This window comes from Flavobacterium sp. 28YEA47A, assembly GCF_041262125.1.
Taxonomy (GTDB): Bacteria; Bacteroidota; Bacteroidia; order Flavobacteriales; family Flavobacteriaceae; genus Flavobacterium.
Genome location: NZ_JBGCCI010000001.1, coordinates 252,934 through 270,157, shown reverse-complemented (window position 1 = coordinate 270,157; position 17,224 = coordinate 252,934). Strand labels below are relative to the sequence as shown.

The 17,224-nt window shown below is 34.9% G+C and carries 18 protein-coding genes; 10 read left to right on the top strand and 8 right to left on the bottom strand.

Annotation, left to right across the window (positions count from 1 at the left end; translation table 11 throughout):
* Positions 1-135 precede the first annotated feature (135 nt).
* From ABH942_RS01245 to ABH942_RS01220, 6 genes are all read left to right on the top strand, one after another.
* Complete coding sequence (locus ABH942_RS01245) at positions 136-1,077, top strand: YihY/virulence factor BrkB family protein (RefSeq protein ID WP_370029164.1); 942 nt, start codon at positions 136-138, stop codon at positions 1,075-1,077.
* The gene (locus tag ABH942_RS01240) at positions 1,074-1,601 is read left to right on the top strand and encodes an NADPH-dependent FMN reductase (protein WP_370029162.1); all 528 of its coding nucleotides are present in this window, start codon (positions 1,074-1,076) and stop codon (positions 1,599-1,601) included. The genes ABH942_RS01245 and ABH942_RS01240 overlap by 4 nt, the downstream gene beginning before the upstream one ends.
* Complete coding sequence (locus ABH942_RS01235; RefSeq protein ID WP_370029160.1) at positions 1,598-2,281, top strand: TIGR02117 family protein; 684 nt, start codon at positions 1,598-1,600, stop codon at positions 2,279-2,281. The genes ABH942_RS01240 and ABH942_RS01235 overlap by 4 nt, the downstream gene beginning before the upstream one ends.
* Before the next feature lie 23 nt (positions 2,282-2,304).
* Positions 2,305-3,258, top strand: coding sequence for a transglutaminase domain-containing protein (locus tag ABH942_RS01230; protein WP_370029158.1), 954 nt, complete (start codon positions 2,305-2,307; stop codon positions 3,256-3,258).
* A 174-nt stretch (positions 3,259-3,432) separates the two neighbouring features.
* Complete coding sequence (locus ABH942_RS01225) at positions 3,433-5,286, top strand: DNA topoisomerase IV subunit B (protein ID WP_370029157.1); 1,854 nt, start codon at positions 3,433-3,435, stop codon at positions 5,284-5,286.
* A gap of 36 nt (positions 5,287-5,322) precedes the next feature.
* Positions 5,323-7,974, top strand: a complete 2,652-nt coding sequence (locus ABH942_RS01220; protein WP_370029155.1) for a DNA gyrase/topoisomerase IV subunit A — start codon at positions 5,323-5,325, stop codon at positions 7,972-7,974.
* 52 nt (positions 7,975-8,026) lie between these two features.
* Here the strand turns inward: ABH942_RS01220 and ABH942_RS01215 are convergent, their stop codons facing one another.
* Genes ABH942_RS01215 through murQ form a run of 6 tightly spaced genes read right to left on the bottom strand, consistent with a single transcriptional unit; the run spans position 8,027 to position 11,375 of the window.
* The gene (locus tag ABH942_RS01215; protein ID WP_370029154.1) at positions 8,027-8,800 is read right to left on the bottom strand and encodes a TerC family protein; all 774 of its coding nucleotides are present in this window, start codon (positions 8,798-8,800) and stop codon (positions 8,027-8,029) included.
* Between the two features lie 2 nt (positions 8,801-8,802).
* On the bottom strand, positions 8,803-9,180 hold the full coding sequence (locus ABH942_RS01210; protein WP_370029152.1) for a DNA topoisomerase IV: 378 nt from the start codon (positions 9,178-9,180) through the stop codon (positions 8,803-8,805).
* Between the two features lie 7 nt (positions 9,181-9,187).
* Positions 9,188-9,763, bottom strand: coding sequence for a DUF1572 family protein (locus ABH942_RS01205; RefSeq protein WP_370029150.1), 576 nt, complete (start codon positions 9,761-9,763; stop codon positions 9,188-9,190).
* 2 nt (positions 9,764-9,765) lie between these two features.
* Positions 9,766-10,338, bottom strand: a complete 573-nt coding sequence (locus ABH942_RS01200; RefSeq protein ID WP_370029148.1) for a pentapeptide repeat-containing protein — start codon at positions 10,336-10,338, stop codon at positions 9,766-9,768.
* Positions 10,335-10,559, bottom strand: a complete 225-nt coding sequence (locus ABH942_RS01195; protein ID WP_140001277.1) for a DUF6095 family protein — start codon at positions 10,557-10,559, stop codon at positions 10,335-10,337. The genes ABH942_RS01200 and ABH942_RS01195 overlap by 4 nt, the downstream gene beginning before the upstream one ends.
* A 3-nt stretch (positions 10,560-10,562) precedes the next feature.
* Positions 10,563-11,375, bottom strand: a complete 813-nt coding sequence (murQ, locus tag ABH942_RS01190) for an N-acetylmuramic acid 6-phosphate etherase (protein WP_370029146.1) — start codon at positions 11,373-11,375, stop codon at positions 10,563-10,565.
* Positions 11,376-11,540: 165 nt separating this feature from the next.
* Between murQ and ABH942_RS01185 the strand changes: the two genes are divergently transcribed.
* The 4 genes from ABH942_RS01185 to ABH942_RS01170 are packed head-to-tail and all read left to right on the top strand — an operon-like array spanning position 11,541 to position 15,547.
* Positions 11,541-11,849 carry a hypothetical protein gene (locus ABH942_RS01185; RefSeq protein WP_370029145.1) on the top strand — a complete coding sequence of 103 codons (309 nt, stop codon included), beginning with the start codon at positions 11,541-11,543 and terminating at the stop codon, positions 11,847-11,849.
* 3 nt (positions 11,850-11,852) lie between these two features.
* Positions 11,853-12,155, top strand: coding sequence for a hypothetical protein (locus ABH942_RS01180; RefSeq protein WP_370029143.1), 303 nt, complete (start codon positions 11,853-11,855; stop codon positions 12,153-12,155).
* Between the two features lie 4 nt (positions 12,156-12,159).
* Positions 12,160-12,894, top strand: coding sequence for a GLPGLI family protein (locus ABH942_RS01175; protein ID WP_370029141.1), 735 nt, complete (start codon positions 12,160-12,162; stop codon positions 12,892-12,894).
* The gene (locus ABH942_RS01170) at positions 12,887-15,547 is read left to right on the top strand and encodes a hypothetical protein (RefSeq protein ID WP_370029139.1); all 2,661 of its coding nucleotides are present in this window, start codon (positions 12,887-12,889) and stop codon (positions 15,545-15,547) included. Before ABH942_RS01175 ends, ABH942_RS01170 begins: the two co-directional genes overlap by 8 nt.
* A gap of 28 nt (positions 15,548-15,575) precedes the next feature.
* Here the strand turns inward: ABH942_RS01170 and ABH942_RS01165 are convergent, their stop codons facing one another.
* Complete coding sequence (locus ABH942_RS01165; RefSeq protein WP_370029137.1) at positions 15,576-16,475, bottom strand: hypothetical protein; 900 nt, start codon at positions 16,473-16,475, stop codon at positions 15,576-15,578.
* A gap of 6 nt (positions 16,476-16,481) precedes the next feature.
* A complete protein-coding gene (locus ABH942_RS01160) occupies positions 16,482-17,201 on the bottom strand; it encodes a ZIP family metal transporter (protein WP_370029135.1) in 720 nt (239 codons plus the stop codon).
* Between the last annotated feature and the right edge of the window lie 23 nt (positions 17,202-17,224).

The window sequence follows — 17,224 nt, the reverse complement described above, 5'->3', positions numbered from 1 at the left end:
CTTAAAATAGAAACAATAAAAAGCGGCTTTTGGGCCGCTTTTTTTATGAAGATATGTCATGTTAAAAATCCCATAAACCGACTAATGGATTTCTTAAAATCAGCTATATTTGAGTAAACCGAAACCAAAATCATCATGAAAACGAAAGGATTATTCTCAAAAACCTGGTATTTGCTCAAAAATTCAATCTCGGAATTTAATGATGACAATGCAATCAAACTAAGTGCCTCGCTGTCGTATTATACCATTTTTGCAATACCTCCGCTGATGATTATCATCATTACGCTTTGCGGCTTTATCTTTGGGAAAGATGCGGTTACCGGAGAGCTTTACGGACAGATTAATGAACTCGTAGGTAATGATGCGGCAATACAGATACAAAACGCTATCAAAAATGTAGAGCTTTCAGATAGCAATGTATTTGCGGCCGTATTTGGAGGGATAATGCTGCTTATTGGAGCTTCCGGGGTTTTTGCGGAAATCCAAAGCTCCATCAACTTTATATGGGGATTAAAGGCGAAACCAAACAAAGGACTTAAAAAATTTATTCAGAATAGATTGATGTCGTTTTCTATGATTGTTTCCGTCGGATTCTTATTGTTGGTCAGTTTGCTCGTCAATTCGGTTATGGATCTTTTAAGTGCCAAGCTTCGGTCGTATTTTCAGGAAGGAACGATTTATATCTTTTATGTATTGAATATGCTTCTGGTGTTTGTTATTATTACGTTGTTGTTTACGATTATTTTCAGAACACTGCCGGATGGGAAAATCAGATGGAAAGATGCTTTTATAGGTTCGTCTTTTACTGCTGTGCTTTTTATGATCGGGAAATTTGCTATAGGACTTTATCTTGGAAATTCTACTGTTGCCAGTGTTTATGGGGCTGCAGGTTCAATTATAATAATTTTAGTATGGGTGTATTATTCCGCAATAATTCTTTATTTTGGCGCTGAATTCACTAAGGTATATGCGAAAGCTTTTGGAGGCAGCATTAGCCCTAATGAATATTCTGTAGAAATCCAGAAAGAGATTTTTGAAATAACAGATGCGGGAACCAATACAAAAACCAAACTATGAAAATAATTGCCTTTGGCGGTAGCAACAGCTCCAAATCGATTAACAAAATGCTGGCAACCTATGCTTCCAGTCTTTTTGAAAATGCAGAAGTAGAAATATTAGACCTTAATGATTTTGAAATGCCGCTTTTTTCGGTAGACAGGGAAAAAGAAATAGGGCAGCATGAAACGGCAAAGAAGTTTTTGGCAAAATTAGCTTCGGCAGATATTTTGGTTATTTCACTGGCTGAAAATAACGGTATCTATTCTACTGCTTTTAAAAATATTTATGACTGGTGTTCCAGAATCGATAATGAAGTATTCCAGCAAAAACCGATGCTGCTCATGGCAACTTCGCCAGGAGGAAGAGGAGGAAAAGGCGTATTGGAATTTGCCAGCAGTAATCTGCCAAGACATGGAGCAAACATTAAGGCCCTGTTTTCGCTTCCAAGTTTTTATACCAATTTTGATGTGGAAAATAAGAAGATTTCAAATGCAGAATTGGATAACGAATTAAAAGAAATTGTAACCAATTTTGAGGCTTGAAAAATGTTAGGAAGATTTTCAGGATTTTACTGAAGATAATTTTAGGGATACTCGGTTTTTTTATTGTTTATATCGTATTAGCGCTTGCCATTCCTTATATCGGTGTCAATACCGAAGATAAGGATAAGCAGGAAGACGTGGCGATTTATATTAAAACCAACGGAGTGCATACCGATATTGTAGTTCCAATCAAAACAGAATATAAAGATTGGAACGAAAAAGTAAAATACGAACACATTGCTTCAAAAGATTCTACCATGCAATTCATAGGCTTTGGCTGGGGAGATAAAGGTTTTTACCTAAACACGCCGGAATGGTCGGATCTGAAATTCAGCACGGCATTTAATGCGGCTTTTTATTTGGGAACTTCTGCCATGCATGCTACTTTTTACAAACAGCTGAAAGAAAATGAAAATTGTATCAGGATTGCTATCAGTAAAGAAGAATATGCCAAGCTAATCACTTACATTGAAGATAGTTTCCAATATGATTCTCAGGAAAATCCAATACTGATTCACGCCACGACTTATGGGCAAAATGATAGTTTTTATGAGGCCAATCGAAAATACAGCCTGTTTTACACTTGTAATACGTGGGCAAACAATGCTTTGAAAGCGGCCGACCAAAAAGCGGCGCTATGGACTCCATCTGATAAAGGGATTTTTTGCCATTATAAATAATTCACTTAAAATAAATTTGAACGATGAGGAAAATTATAACTCTTTTTCTGTGTTTTTGCATTACAAATTCTTTTTCTAAAGACTTTTTAGAAGTTGATGAAATTGTAAAAAAATATCCTTCAAAAGTCCAAAATTTAGAAGCTATAAGTAGTTTGATTAAGAAGGACTTTGCCAATGATTCCGAAAAGGCTAGGGCGGTTTACTCTTGGATAACTTTTAATATTGGGTTTGATGTTGCGGCTGCTAATTCAATGGGCAGTGCGTCGAGTATGGCATTTTCTTATCGGGATGAAAAGGAAAAGAAGGCAAAGGAAATCAAATTTAAGGAGTCAATAATTTCTAAAACATTGCTTTCCGGTAAGGCCATCTGTCATGGATATTCAATGGTATTTGAAAAATTAAGCCATTTAGTAGGGCTTGAAAGTGAGATAGTGACCGGAACTTTAAAGTCTGATCCATCACAAATTGGACAAGTAAATATGGCTGTAGACCATGCCTGGAATGCTGTAAAAATCGATAATGTTTGGAAATTTGTTGACACGACACTTGGAGCAGGATATATTTCCCAAAAAGACGATTCTTTTAAGCCTGACTTTAATGATTCTTATTTTTTTATGTCGGCTGAGAATTTGTTTTTAAATCATTATCCTGAGGATAAAAAATGGCTTACAGTTAATAAATCAAAACTGGATTTTTCAAAATTGCCGCTTTATTACAGGGACTATTTCAGTGGCAATTATGAGATATTTCCGAAAAACGGAATTATTTCTTCTGTAACACCAAATTTCCATTTGGAAATTAAGAATTTAGGAGAATATGATAATGCCGAGTTTATATTCAGCAGTGAAAATAAACGTACTTATCTTAGTAACGATAATAAAGAGACTGAATTTGATATTTCATTGGTTGGAAAATCAGGTGATTATCTGACCATTTATGTCAATCGGAAAATTATGGTAACCTATCTAATCAAATAACAGTTTTTTTCTTTTGAAAATTATAGGACAATAACATAAAAGCCCGAATTTCTCTACTATTCAGATACAAATCGGATTATAATTTTGTCAATTATTCTATTGATAACTTTGCCTCGCAAGACTTTCATTTTTCTTGCGGATACTGTATATTAGCACAAAATCCATAATTTTCAAATGTCAGAACAAAATCAGTATACCGAAGACAATATCCGTTCTCTCGACTGGAAGGAGCATATCCGAATGCGTCCGGGTATGTATATCGGGAAATTGGGCGACGGTTCTTCGCCAGACGATGGTATTTATATCCTCTTGAAAGAAGTTTTGGACAACTGTATCGATGAATTCGTTATGGGTGCCGGAAAAACGATAGAGGTGACAATCAAGGAAAAGATAGTTACCGTACGAGATTATGGGCGTGGAATTCCGCTTGGAAAAGTAGTGGATGTAGTGTCCAAGATGAACACGGGAGGAAAATATGATTCCCTTGCCTTTAAAAAATCAGTCGGTCTGAATGGTGTCGGAACCAAAGCGGTAAATGCTTTGTCGACTTATTTCAGGGTAGAATCGGTTCGTGAAGAAAAACAAAAAGCAGCAGAATTCTCAGCAGGTAATCTGGTGCTTGAAGAAGATATTATCGAAACGACCAAACGTAAAGGAACAAAAGTAACCTTTACTCCGGATGAGGCTATTTTCAAAAACTACAAGTTCAGGAACGAGTATGTATTGAAGATGCTGAAAAATTATTGTTACCTGAACACAGGACTGACAATAATTTACAATGGTGAAAAGTTTTTTTCTGATAACGGGCTTAAAGACCTGTTGGAAGAAAATATTGCTCAGGAAGATATGGTATATCCAATTATCCATCTTTCTGGCGATGATATAGAAATTGCCCTGACACATAGCAAATCGCAATACTCAGAAGAATATCATTCTTTTGTGAACGGGCAAAATACGACTCAGGGAGGAACCCATTTGGTAGCTTTCCGTGAGGCACTTGTAAAAACAATCCGGGAATTTTACAATAAAGGTTTTGAACCTTCTGATATCCGTAAATCCATTGTCAGCGCAATCAGTGTGAAGGTAATGGAGCCGGTGTTTGAATCGCAGACAAAAACAAAACTGGGTTCTACAGAAATGGGGCCAGATTTGCCTTCAGTCCGTACGTTTATCAATGATTTTATTAAAAATAAACTGGATAACTTTCTACATAAGAATCCAGAAACGGCCGATCTGCTTTTGCGCAAGATCTTGCAGGCGGAGAGAGAAAGAAAAGAACTTTCAGGAATTCGTAAACTGGCGAAAGACAGGGCAAAAAAAGCCAGTCTTCACAATAAAAAATTACGGGATTGCCGTGTACACTTAACCGATTCTAAAAATCCAAGAAGTTTAGAAAGTACGCTTTTTATTACGGAGGGAGATTCGGCTTCGGGTTCTATCACCAAGTCGCGCGATGTTAATACGCAGGCCGTATTCAGTTTGCGTGGAAAGCCTTTGAATTCCTACGGAATGAGCAAAAAGATTGTTTATGAAAATGAAGAATTCAACTTGCTCCAGGCCGCTTTGAATATTGAAGAAGACATGGGTGATTTGCGTTACAACAATATCGTAATCGCAACCGATGCCGATGTCGATGGAATGCACATCCGTTTGCTGCTGATTACATTTTTCCTGCAATTTTTCCCTGAGTTAATCAAGGAGGGACATTTATATATCTTACAGACACCGCTTTTTAGAGTAAGAAACAGAAAAGAAACCATTTACTGCTATTCTGAAGACGAGCGAGTAAATGCTATTGAAAAGCTAAAACCTAAGCCGGAAATCACACGATTTAAAGGTTTGGGAGAAATCTCTCCCGACGAGTTCAAGCATTTTATTGGCGATGATATCCGATTAGATCCGGTCATGTTAGACAAGCTGACTTCAATCGAACAGCTTTTGTCTTTCTATATGGGCAAAAACACGCCAGACAGACAAGAATTTATCATCAACAACCTGAAAGTAGAACTGGACGTTGTTGAGAAATAAGATTAGAATTAAATAATTATAGGATCGCTTAAATAAATGGACGAAGAAGAGAATTTAGAGCCGATTGAAGGTCAGCCTGAGGGATCAGGGGCGCATTTTTACGATAACCAGGAAGAAATTAATCCGGAAGATACCATTACCAAGGTAACCGGAATGTATAAGGATTGGTTTTTGGATTATGCTTCCTATGTAATCTTAGAGCGTGCCGTTCCTGCAATAGAAGATGGTTTCAAACCGGTACAGCGTAGGATTATGCACTCAATGAAAGAACTGGATGATGGTCGTTACAACAAAGTGGCGAACATTGTTGGGCATACAATGCAGTATCACCCGCACGGTGACGCCAGTATTGGTGATGCGATGGTGCAGATTGGGCAGAAGGATCTGATTATCGACATGCAGGGAAACTGGGGAAACATCTTAACAGGTGACGGTGCAGCTGCTTCCCGTTATATTGAAGCAAGAATCAGTAAGTTTGGGCATGATGTTTTGTACTCCCCAAAAATTACTTCCTGGCAGGCTTCCTATGATGGAAGAAGAAACGAACCGATAAATCTTCCTGTAAAATTTCCGCTGTTATTAGCTCAAGGTGCAGAAGGTATTGCCGTTGGACTTTCTACCAAGGTATTGCCGCATAACTTTAACGAACTGATCGATAGTTCTATAAAAATATTAAAAGGGAAACCTTTTACATTATATCCTGATTTCCCAACGGCTGGTATTGCTGACGTTTCCAATTATAATGATGGAATGCGTGGCGGTCGTGTTCGTGTTCGTGCAAAAATTGCACAGCTTGACAAACAGACATTAGTCATAACACAGATTCCTTTTACGACAAATACTTCCACCTTGATTGAAAGTATTTTGAAGGCCAATGACAAAGGAAAAATCAAGATTAAAAAAATTGAAGACAATACCGCTGCCGAAGTTGAAATCCTGATTCATCTTTATCCGGGTGTTTCTCCAGACAAGACAATTGATGCCTTATTTGCCTTTACAGCTTGTGAAACTTCTGTTGCTCCATTGGGATGCGTAATTCAGGACCATAAGCCGTTGTTTATTGGCGTATCCGATATGCTTAAGATTTCTACCGAAAGAACAGTAGATCTGCTGAAGCGCGAATTGGAAATCCAATTGGATGAATTGGAAGAACAATGGCATTTCCTTTCTTTGGAACGTATCTTTATCGAGAAGAGAATTTACCGTCTTATTGAAGAAGAAGAAACATGGGAAGGCGTTATCAAAGCGATTGATGAAGGATTAAAACCTTATGTTCAGCATTTGAAGCGTGCCGTTACAGAAGAAGACATTGTTCGTTTGACAGAAATACGAATCAAAAGAATTTCCAAGTTTGATATTGACAAGGCGCAAGAGAAAATCGAAGCTTTGGAAGGCGATATTGAACAGGTAAAATACGATCTGGATCATATTATTGATTTTGCGATTGCATTTTTTACCAAACTGAAAGAAAAATACGGAAAAGGCAAGGAACGCCAGACTGAACTCCGAATTTTTGATGATATTGAAGCTACAAAAGTAGTATTGAGAAATACCAAATTGTATGTAAATAGAGAAGAAGGTTTTATTGGAACCGGTTTGAAAAAAGACGAATACGTTACAGATTGTTCGGATATTGATGATGTGATTGTTTTTCTTCGAAACGGAACCATGATGGTGTCAAAAGTCGATGACAAGAAGTTTGTCGGTAAAGACATTATCCATGTTGCAATTTTTGATAAGAATGACAAGCGTACAATTTATAACATGATCTATCGTGATGGAAAATCAGGGTCGTCTTATATCAAACGCTTCAATGTTTCGGGAATTACCAGAGATAAGGCTTATGATCTGACACAGGAAAAGCCAGGTTCGCAGGTATTGTATTTTTCCCATAATCCGAATGGCGAAGCTGAGGTTATCACCATATTGCTCCGACAGGTAGGAAGTGTCAAAAAATTGAAATATGATATTGATTTTGCGACGATGGCTATCAAAGGAAGGGCGTCAAAAGGAAATCTGGTTGCCAAATATCCAATCAAAAAAATAGAATTAAAAGAGAAAGGAATTTCGACACTTAAGCCGAGAAGAATATGGTTTGACGATACGGTACAGAAACTAAATGTTGATGGAAGAGGAGAACTGTTAGGAGAATTCAGACCTAATGACAGACTTTTGATTATCAATCAATCCGGTAAGCTGAAAACGATTATTCCGGAACTGACAACGCATTTTGAAGAAGACATGGTAGTTCTTGAAAAATGGGTTCCTAAAAAACCTATTTCTGCAATCTATTATGATGGAGAAAAGGAACGTTATTTTATAAAACGATTCCTGGTAGAAAACGAAAACAAGGAAGAAATTTTTATTACGGAACATCCAAAATCACAATTGGAAATTGTAGTGACCGATTACCGTCCTATGGCGGAACTTGTATTCGCAAAAGTAAAAGGCGTTCAAAAAGAAAACCAGACAGTCGATTTGGAAAGTTTTATTACCGTAAAAGGAATTAAAGCACTTGGAAATCAATTGACAGCTGACAAGCTAAAACAGATTAATCGTTTGGAACCGTTGCCGTATGAAGCTCCAGAAGAAGAAATTCCGGAAGAAATAGAAGTTTCCGACTCTACAGAAGTTTCAGAAGACATACAGCTTGATGATGACGGACAAATTACATTAAGCCTAGACTAAAATACAAAAACGGAATGCAATGCATTCCGTTTTTTATTTGATGAAGTCCAATCTATTTAGAAGATTTTCTCATTTTCATATTAAGGAATTCTACTGCAAGTGAGAAGGCAATCGCAAAATACAGATAGCCTTTTGGAACGGCTCCTACATGCTGTCCTGCCAATTGTGCTCCGGAAAGATGCATACTTTCTGTAATCAGCATAAAACCGATAAGAATCAGGAAAGCCAGACCTAAAATCTGGATAGACGGGTTGGCATTGACGAAATTTCCAACTGGCACAGCAAAAAGCATCATAATACCTACAGAAATTACTACAGCAGTAATCATAATATATAAAGCACCTTCCAGTCCGTTAGTCATACCAACCGCTGTTAGGATTGAATCAATAGAGAAGATCAGGTCAATCAACAGGATTTGAAGAATTACGCTTGAGAATGATTTTTTAGCAACAGCACCAAGGCTTTTTTCCTCTTCACCTTTATGGTCTACTTTTTCATGGATTTCTTTGGTACTTTTATAAATAAGAAAAAGACCTCCAAGAAGTAAAATCAGAGCTTGTCCGGTGACATGGCCGCTAAACCAGCCAAAATCAAAAGAGAACAATGGAGCTTTCATCGCAATCAGAAGTGTAATTCCAAAAAGAAGCCCGATTCTCATGAACATGGCCAGGAAAAGTCCTATTCGGGTAGCTTTTTTACGATCTTCAACAGGTAACTTTCCGGTTACGATGGAAATAAAAATAATATTGTCAATACCTAAAATAATCTCCAGAAAAGTTAGGGTAAGTAAGGCTACCCATGCATCTGGATTTAAAAATACTTCCATCTTTATTTGATTTTGGTTACTGTCCCTTGTTGTTTGTTTGTGTTGCCTATTTTTGAGAATTCAAATGTATAAGAATTTCCAGATGTGCTCAGAATTTTCATTTGGATAGCTTGCTTTTCAGCCATATTCTTTGGATTTATTTTTTCCAAAATATACTCGCAATCATTAACCCATCGAACTTTAGATGTATCAGTCTTTCCTTCAAAAGTATCGATTTCCAATGTATCGTTTCTTACAAAGTGAGATGTTTTTTTTACACCATTAACCTCATATTCAAATTGAAATTCTCCGGTTTTAAAGTCTTTGCAATTTCGTTCTACATTATAGCAGGAAGTCAGTAAACCCAATGAAAGTAGGGCAAGGGAAAGTATTTTTTTCATCTGTTGTTTATTTAAGTTTTTTTAATTCGTCGTCAGTAAAATTTTTGATGGATTTTTCTTTTGCGAATTTTTCGACGTTGTAATCTCCGGATTTGTTCTTTGGAATCGAAAGACTGTCCCATTCGGTCTTTTTCAAAAGTTTGGCATAAAAGACTATCTGACCAATATGGTACGGATAGTGTGCCAATTGCCTGTTGATGGCTTCGAGAACAGTATGGCCTTCGTTTCGTATATAAATGATTTCTGTAAGCTGTTCCGGGCGTAACGGATTTATAGCGTTAAAAAGACAATCCCAGGCTTCGTTCCATTTTGTCATCAGTTCTTCTTTTGACATATTGGTATTTACAAATTCATCATCCCTTTTACGCCAATCTTTTTCCCCGTCAGAAGTAAGAAAGTCTGTCCAGCGTGAAAGCATATTGCCATGGAGATGTTTGACGATGACGGCAATGCTATTGGTATCTTCGTTTAAGGAAATAAAAAGCTGCTCATCGTTTAGTTGAGCCATGGCCTTTTCGCCAAGAGTTTTATAATATAAGAACTGTTTCTTGACACTTTCTAGGTAATATGAATTTGTATCCATGATTAAACGAGTTTTAAATTGTACTTTTCTAATAATCCACCGGCATCTTTGAGAGAGAATCTGGCTTTTTTGATTGAATTAAGCTCAGGATCAATTGAGAAATTATAAGCCTTTGACAAATCGGCTTCTATTAATATTGTCCTGTCAAATAGTGCCCTGTTGAGGTTGATATCTTCAAAAATAGCTTTAGTCAGATCGGTTTCCGAAAAATTGACTTCCTGCATAGAAGAATTTATAAATTTTGTCTTTTGCATTTTTTTTCTCGCAAAAGACGCGAAGTCTAAAGTACAGTCGCTGAATCGCACTTCGAATAGAAAATCATCGCAATAGTCAAAACCAATTCCCATCATTTTGCAGGCTTCAAATTCAACATTTTTTAATCCTGCTCCATTCAACTTGACCATTGAAAGATTACAGCCCTTAAAAGAGCAATCTATAAACTGGCTTTGTGAAAAATTGCTGCCATACAGGTCGCAATCAATAAACGTACAATTTTCGAATTCCCGCTTTTCAACCGATTCTTCTGTATAAATAACTTTGGAAAATGTTTTGCCTATGTGTACGGTTTCTTTCATCGTTTTTTGAATAGGCTGTTCATGATTTTTCGGATTCCAAGAAATAGCATTAGCATAGCTCCCAAACAGGCCAGAATGCCAAATCCTAGCACTATAAAGTAGTATGGATGGTTTTGGTTTTTAAAAGCACTATGAATAATAACAGGACCTAAAAAAAGCAAAGGCATTGCTATAGATAGGTATAAAAGTCCTTTTTGCAGTATTTTTTTGTCGGTATTCATACCCTATTTTTTATAATTTTCTATAGAATTCCTGACGTTTTTATATTTTTCAAGTAGCGATTCTGCCTCGGCTTCTGATATGGATAGTTCCTCCATAATCATCCTGACAGCCCTTCCTACGAGTTTATGATTGCTCAGTTGCATATCTACCATCTTATTCCCTTTGACTTTTCCCAATTGGATCATGGTAGAAGTTGAAATCATATTCAGAACCAGTTTTTGGGCAGTTCCGGCTTTCATTCTGGAGCTTCCGGTTACAAATTCAGGCCCTACTACAACATCAATCGGAAAATCAGAAGTTTTGGACAATGGACTTTCGGCATTACAGGAAATGCTTCCTGTTGTAATCTGGTTTTCAATGCATTTCTGCAAACCTCCAATCACATACGGAGTAGTTCCTGAGGCTGCAATCCCAATAACGACATCTTTATCGTTGATGTTCCATTCCTGCAAGTCCTTCCAAGCCTGTTCTTTGTCATCTTCAGCAAATTCTACAGCTTTGCGGATTGCAGTGTCACCACCGGCAATAATACCAATTACCAGATCAAAAGGAACACCAAATGTTGGCGGACATTCTGAAGCATCTACAATGCCTAATCGTCCTGATGTTCCGGCTCCGATATAAAACAAACGACCGCCTTCTTTCATTTTTTCGACGATTCTTTCAACCAGTTTTTCAATCTGCGGTAATGCTTTTTCAACGGCAAGAGGAACAGTCTTATCTTCGTTGTTGATGTTGCGAAGCAGGTCTGCAACAGGCATTTTTTCTAAATGCTCATATTTGGAAGACTGTTCGGTAGTTTTTATGAAGCCCATTTTTAAAAGGAATATTATTCTTCAAAAATACAAAGTTTCCTAAGTTATTTATTCATTTACTCGGATAAGAATTTTTTACAAAAAAATATGTTTTTTGTTATATATTTTGTATTATTGTTTTATAATCACGTTAAATAATTTATTAACCAATTAAATTTAAAATTTATGCCAAAAATGAAATTATTTTTAACATTTGGATTGTTTGTACTTTCCTTTAGTTTGTTCGCTTCAAATAGCGGAAAAGAAGAATTAAAACGAAATTTTAACGAGGTCACTATGTGCTGTGTTGGTCAAGCGAGTGAAGGCATTGTGGGAACGGCTGGTTATATAAAAATTTCAGTTAAAAAATGTGCCACTTCAGCTACAAATAATAGAGATCAGGCTTATGTTTACGCTTGTACTAATGCGAAAACGGCAGCAGAAAATGCTTTGAAGGCACTTAAAAATATGGATCTAACACTAAAACAACCTTAAGAGATGGGAAGAATAATTTTAACAGTGTTATTGGTCTGTGGTTTTTCTCAATTAGCTTCATCAAAAAATCAACCGAATATAAAAAAGATAAATTCGCCAGTTGCTTGTTGTGAAGGAAGAGCTGAAGGAGGTGTAAGAGGAACAAGTACTCATACGGTTGTTGTGGTAAAAGCCTGTGTCACATCAGATATTTCGTATCAAGATGCACAAGCCAGAGCATGTAGTAAAGCCGGAAGACTGGCTGATTTAGCCCTTAAAATGTCTATGGATATAAAAGTACCAGTTACTATTGAAGGAGGAAAATAAAGCTATGAAAAACAATTTTTTAATTTTATTATTATTTACTATTTCAATTTGTTGGGGTCAAACCCTTACTATTGATTATAAGTTTGAGTTAGCTGATGATAAAGATGAATATGGATTTTCCGGATTCGGAATCATCAGGCTGATAACAGATAGCTCAAATAGTATTTCCTATGTGAAAGTTACAGATACTGTTGTAAGTTTTAAAAATATTGGTGAAACTATACAGAAGGCTTCTGAATTTGATTTTTCAGATCCGGCTGAATATAAAGATTTGGCCTCTAATGAATATTATTCGAGAACAATTTTTCCCAAATATTTGCTTAAAGATAATACCTATATGACTGCATGGACTATAACTGAAAACTATAAGGAAATATTAGGATACAAATGCCAACAGGCTGTTGGAGATTACAGAGGTAGAGATTATACACTTTATTTTACAACAGCAATCCCTATTCAAAGCGGCCCAAAAAAATTTGATGGTTTACCGGGTCTAATCTTGGAAGTTATTTCAAACGATGGAGCTATACATTACAAGGCTATTAAAATACAGAAGAGTAATGTGGTTATAGAAAATCCTTTCAATAAACTAAATCTGCTATATATTAATTGGGATCAATTTATCAACGCTTATAAGGATTATTTTAAAAGGATAACCAATTATGTGCCTGAACAGGATACTGCCATTATTATTCCCAAAAGAGGCATTGAAGTCTATATAAATGACAATAATGAATAATTTTTATTGCTTCATAATTATTTTTTGTACCAGTTTTAATTTAAAAGCACAAACTATCAAAGGCACGGTTTTTCATGAAAATGAGCCCGTGCCTTTTGCTAGTGTCATAATTCGAAAATCGGATAATCTTAGTTCTATCTATCAATTTACTAAAACAAACAATGAAGGGTTTTATCAAATAGATTTAAAAGAACCTCTGGATTCAATTTGGATAGAGGTGAACTCTCTTGCTTTTGAATCTCAAATAAAACAGTTGAGTAGCATTCAGAAAAATAAGCAAGCGATTATTTTAGACTTTAATCTTGAAAACAAACCAACAGAATTAGAAGAAGTTGTTATTGAAAAAGAAGTACCAATTAGAATTAAAAATGATACAATCACATATAATCCTGAAAGTTTTAGAGATGGAACAGAAAGAGTTGTAGAGGATTTGCTTAAAAAATTACCCGGGATTAAAGTAGAAGAAAACGGCGAGATAAAATTTAAAGGCAAAAGCATTAAAAAATTCTTACTTGATGGAGATGACTTATTTAGTAGTCAATATACCACCGGAAGTAAAAATCTTAGTGTTGAAATGGTTGAAAAAGTTCAGGCCATTGAAAATTTTAATGAAAACCCAATGCTTAAAGGTCTTGTAAATGCGGAGGATGTAGCTATTAATATTCAACTAAAAAAGGGAAAAACAGACCTTTCAGGTGATGCCTCCCTAAGTTATGGAATTCAGGATAGATACAATGCTTCAGTAACAGGTTTGCTTATTAACAAAAAGACAAAAGGTTTTTTAACGACTACCTACAATAATATTGGTAATAACTACAGCCCATATGATTTTAGTTCGGAAATTATTTCATTGAGCCAGACCAATGAAAAAGAAGAGCAAGCTAAAACATTAATCAATCAGGGAGGGTTTTATTCTCAACTAGAAAATAAATACCATAGGATAAATAGTAATTTTAATTCGGAACTCAATTTATTGTATAAATTTTCATCGAAGATTACGGCAAAAACAAATTTAGGAATTTATGATGACAGGTTAATAAGAACCAATAAATCCTATACTGAATATAGTATTAATGATGAGCAATTTGTAATTAATGAGATTGAGGATATTATTAAAAAACCACGTTTATATAATGCTAATGTTCAATTATCGAATAAAGTAAATGATCGTTTTATATGGGAATATATTGGAAAAGCTAATTATCAGGAAATTGATTTTGACAGCAATAGTCTTAATAATGAAGTAGTGCAAAAGAATAAGGTAAAAACAACTAAATTTTTCACCAAACAGGATTTTAACTTTACCAATAGAATAGATGAAAATAGTGCTGTGACAGGAATTGTCTTTTATAGTAATAATCGTGCGCCGCAAGAATTTACACTCGCTCCTGGTTTAAATATTGAAGAAGGTAATACTGATATCGTGATTAGTAATAATCAATACAGCCGTTTTGATAAAGAAACTTTTAAGACCAAAGGGGAATATTATCGAAGTTTTAATAAAACGAAATTGAAATTGATTGCGGGTTACTTATCTGTTCATAACACTCTAAACTCAAATCTGCAAGCAAATTATACTGATGGTACGGTTTATACAGATAGGCTTTATCAAAATAGTATGAACTATAAGTATCAACTTCCTAATGTTGCTTTAAGCTTGAGTTATATAAAAAAACAAAAATATGCTTTCGGAATTTTACTTAATAATCAGTATTATGATATTACCTTGAATGATGAAATCAGAAACCTAAATAGACAAGAAGAAAAATTTGTTTTTTCACCAATAATGAAATTCCAGTATGTTTTGAATACCAAATCTAATCTGGTTGCTACCTATAGTTATAACGAAATAATTCCTTCTGAAGAGAATCTTTTTGAGGGTTTTGTGCTTACAGGTTTTAGAAGTTTCAGGAATAATAGTCCCAATATTTCATTTTTAAATACACATACTTATAATCTGAATTACATATACAATGATGTTTTTAAGATAACTCGTTTCTCTTTATCCTTTAATCATAATAATAGGAGTAATAATTATTTTTCGAGAAATACGATTAATCTTGATAATACTTTTACAAATTTATTTTTATTGAAAGCAGGTAATAGAGATTACAGTTTGAATTTGGATTTTGAGCGGTATATACATTTTATTAGGACTACCTTACAGATTAATGGCAGTTATGCTTTATCGTTTGACAAAAATATTGTAAATAATTCCAATCTAAGAGATGTCGAAACCAGACTTTTATTCATAAACTGTGTTTTAAGAACCAGTTTTAAATCAAAATTTTATATTGAAAACGATTTTAGTTATTCTAGTAATGACTTTTTACTGGATAATGTGAGCCAAAACCGATTTAGCAGTTTTAATGATACTTTTAAAATAATTTATAAAATTGGGTCTGATTTTAAAACGAATGTTGCCACTAATTTTGTCTCACCGGATTTGTCTAAAAACAATAATTATTTGTTTTTAGATTCTGAACTCAGATATACGCCTCAAAATAAAAGATTTCAATATGCTTTAATTATGAGAAATCTGACTAATAATAAGAAATTTGAAACTGTTTCAATTTCAGACTATTCAAAAACCATAGCTTCACATAATTTATTGGAAAGATATATTCTAGGGAACGTTTCTTTTCGGTTTTAGTTAATATGAGTCTCAAAGCTACAAAGTATTAAATACATTCGTTCCTTACTTTAATCTTTTTATTTCTTAAAACAGCCCTCATTTCAAGCCAATGTTTGTCACGTAGCGTTCCTGCTAAAAAGCGACTGTTATCAAAATCTTTTGTGATAATTCGTAAGGCATTCGGTTGTCTTATTTGCTGGTCGTATACTATTTCTCGAATGTCTTCAAGCAAGTAGACTTTTTTAATCCAAAAGAAGTAATGGTTTTTTACAATAAAATACTTATTAGAAATCTGAAAATAATGAGTCATCCAGGAGTTTAATAACAGCCAGAACAAACAAAAGGCACATACAACCAGTATAGGAACAAGCTCCTGGCTTTTAGGGTTTTTTGATGGTACAAAAATGACGAAGAGGATGAGTCCCCACATCATAATTCCCGTAAAAGAAAAAACGGGGTGGCCTTTAAAAGTCTTTAAGTTCTCAAATGATAGATTCTTTTTTTCTAAACGTATTTTTTTAAATTGGAATGTTTCACTTTTATTGATTACAACCTGATTGATAAAACTTTTGATTTCAGGAGAGTTAGCGTAATAAACATCATAAATACAAACGACATCCTGATTTTTAAATAAAATCTTTGTTGCTTCGTAATAAAAATGGAGGAATCCTATTCCTTTTCCTGTAATTTCAATCTCTAAACTATCACTCCAATCGTATTGTTTTTTTCCAATTTGGATTCCCTTTTCATTTACAATAATCTTTGGTGAATTTTTAAAAAAAATATAATTGCAGACTAGAGCCATTCCAATAAAAATAAATCCAAAAGCATGCGCATTTACTTCTTCGCTTATAAAAAAGAAGATGCTAAAGAATAAGAAGCCCAGGTTTAGGAGTAGTAGCGTAAAATAAAACTTATAAGGATGCCTTTTGGATACAATTTCCATAAAAACTTATATAAAATAAGCAGCAACAATTCCAATGGCAATCATAGACAGCTTGGCAAGATTGAATTTATGTCCTTCGCTGCTTTCAAAAATAATAGTAGATGAAATATGGAATAAAATCCCGATTACTATTGCTGTGATTTCTGTATAATAGGTTGTCAGGAATGGCAAGTATTCTGAAAGTACCGTTCCCAAAGGTGTCATTATGGCAAAGGCAACCATGAACAGGAAAATAGCAGTTTTGTTCAAATGGGCATTTACAAAAAAAGAAGTCAGGATTATGGCAATTGGAAGATGATGTATGGCGATTCCTAAAGCCAGATCATTATGATGACTAACAGGAAAACCTTCCAAAAGGGCATGGATGCACAGGCTTATGAATAGTAACCAGGGCATTTTTTGCATTTCGTCATGTCCGTGGACGTGACCGTGTTCTGCTCCTTTTGAGAAAAATTCTAATATAATCTGGAACAATATTCCCAGCATTATAAAAATTCCAATAGCATTTGAATGTTCATGTCCGTGATCGTGGTCATGATGTGCATGGAGGCTGGCTTCATATACTTCTGGAAGCAAATGCATGACGGTTATGGAAAGCAGAAATGATCCGCTAAAAGCCATCAGCAGTTTTAGGTTGGTTTTCTTTTTAGGTTTTAAAAGCAGTGCAATGGCATAACCAATCAAAACCGAAAATAGAGGCAGAATATAGGGTAAAATGTTGTCCATACTTTAAATATAGAAAATTATCA

Coding starts and splice junctions, on each gene's coding strand:
- ABH942_RS01210 (WP_370029152.1), bottom strand. CDS start 9,180: ATGAAAAAAATACTTTCCCTTGCCCTACTTTCATTGGGTTTACTGACT.
- ABH942_RS01175 (WP_370029141.1), top strand. CDS start 12,160: ATGAAAAACAATTTTTTAATTTTATTATTATTTACTATTTCAATTTGT.
- ABH942_RS01165 (WP_370029137.1), bottom strand. CDS start 16,475: ATGGAAATTGTATCCAAAAGGCATCCTTATAAGTTTTATTTTACGCTA.
- ABH942_RS01240 (WP_370029162.1), top strand. CDS start 1,074: ATGAAAATAATTGCCTTTGGCGGTAGCAACAGCTCCAAATCGATTAAC.
- ABH942_RS01195 (WP_140001277.1), bottom strand. CDS start 10,559: ATGAATACCGACAAAAAAATACTGCAAAAAGGACTTTTATACCTATCT.
- ABH942_RS01205 (WP_370029150.1), bottom strand. CDS start 9,763: ATGGATACAAATTCATATTACCTAGAAAGTGTCAAGAAACAGTTCTTA.
- ABH942_RS01215 (WP_370029154.1), bottom strand. CDS start 8,800: ATGGAAGTATTTTTAAATCCAGATGCATGGGTAGCCTTACTTACCCTA.
- ABH942_RS01230 (WP_370029158.1), top strand. CDS start 2,305: ATGAGGAAAATTATAACTCTTTTTCTGTGTTTTTGCATTACAAATTCT.
- ABH942_RS01225 (WP_370029157.1), top strand. CDS start 3,433: ATGTCAGAACAAAATCAGTATACCGAAGACAATATCCGTTCTCTCGAC.
- ABH942_RS01245 (WP_370029164.1), top strand. CDS start 136: ATGAAAACGAAAGGATTATTCTCAAAAACCTGGTATTTGCTCAAAAAT.
- ABH942_RS01160 (WP_370029135.1), bottom strand. CDS start 17,201: ATGGACAACATTTTACCCTATATTCTGCCTCTATTTTCGGTTTTGATT.
- ABH942_RS01180 (WP_370029143.1), top strand. CDS start 11,853: ATGGGAAGAATAATTTTAACAGTGTTATTGGTCTGTGGTTTTTCTCAA.
- ABH942_RS01220 (WP_370029155.1), top strand. CDS start 5,323: ATGGACGAAGAAGAGAATTTAGAGCCGATTGAAGGTCAGCCTGAGGGA.
- ABH942_RS01200 (WP_370029148.1), bottom strand. CDS start 10,338: ATGAAAGAAACCGTACACATAGGCAAAACATTTTCCAAAGTTATTTAT.
- ABH942_RS01185 (WP_370029145.1), top strand. CDS start 11,541: ATGCCAAAAATGAAATTATTTTTAACATTTGGATTGTTTGTACTTTCC.
- murQ (WP_370029146.1), bottom strand. CDS start 11,375: ATGGGCTTCATAAAAACTACCGAACAGTCTTCCAAATATGAGCATTTA.
- ABH942_RS01170 (WP_370029139.1), top strand. CDS start 12,887: ATGAATAATTTTTATTGCTTCATAATTATTTTTTGTACCAGTTTTAAT.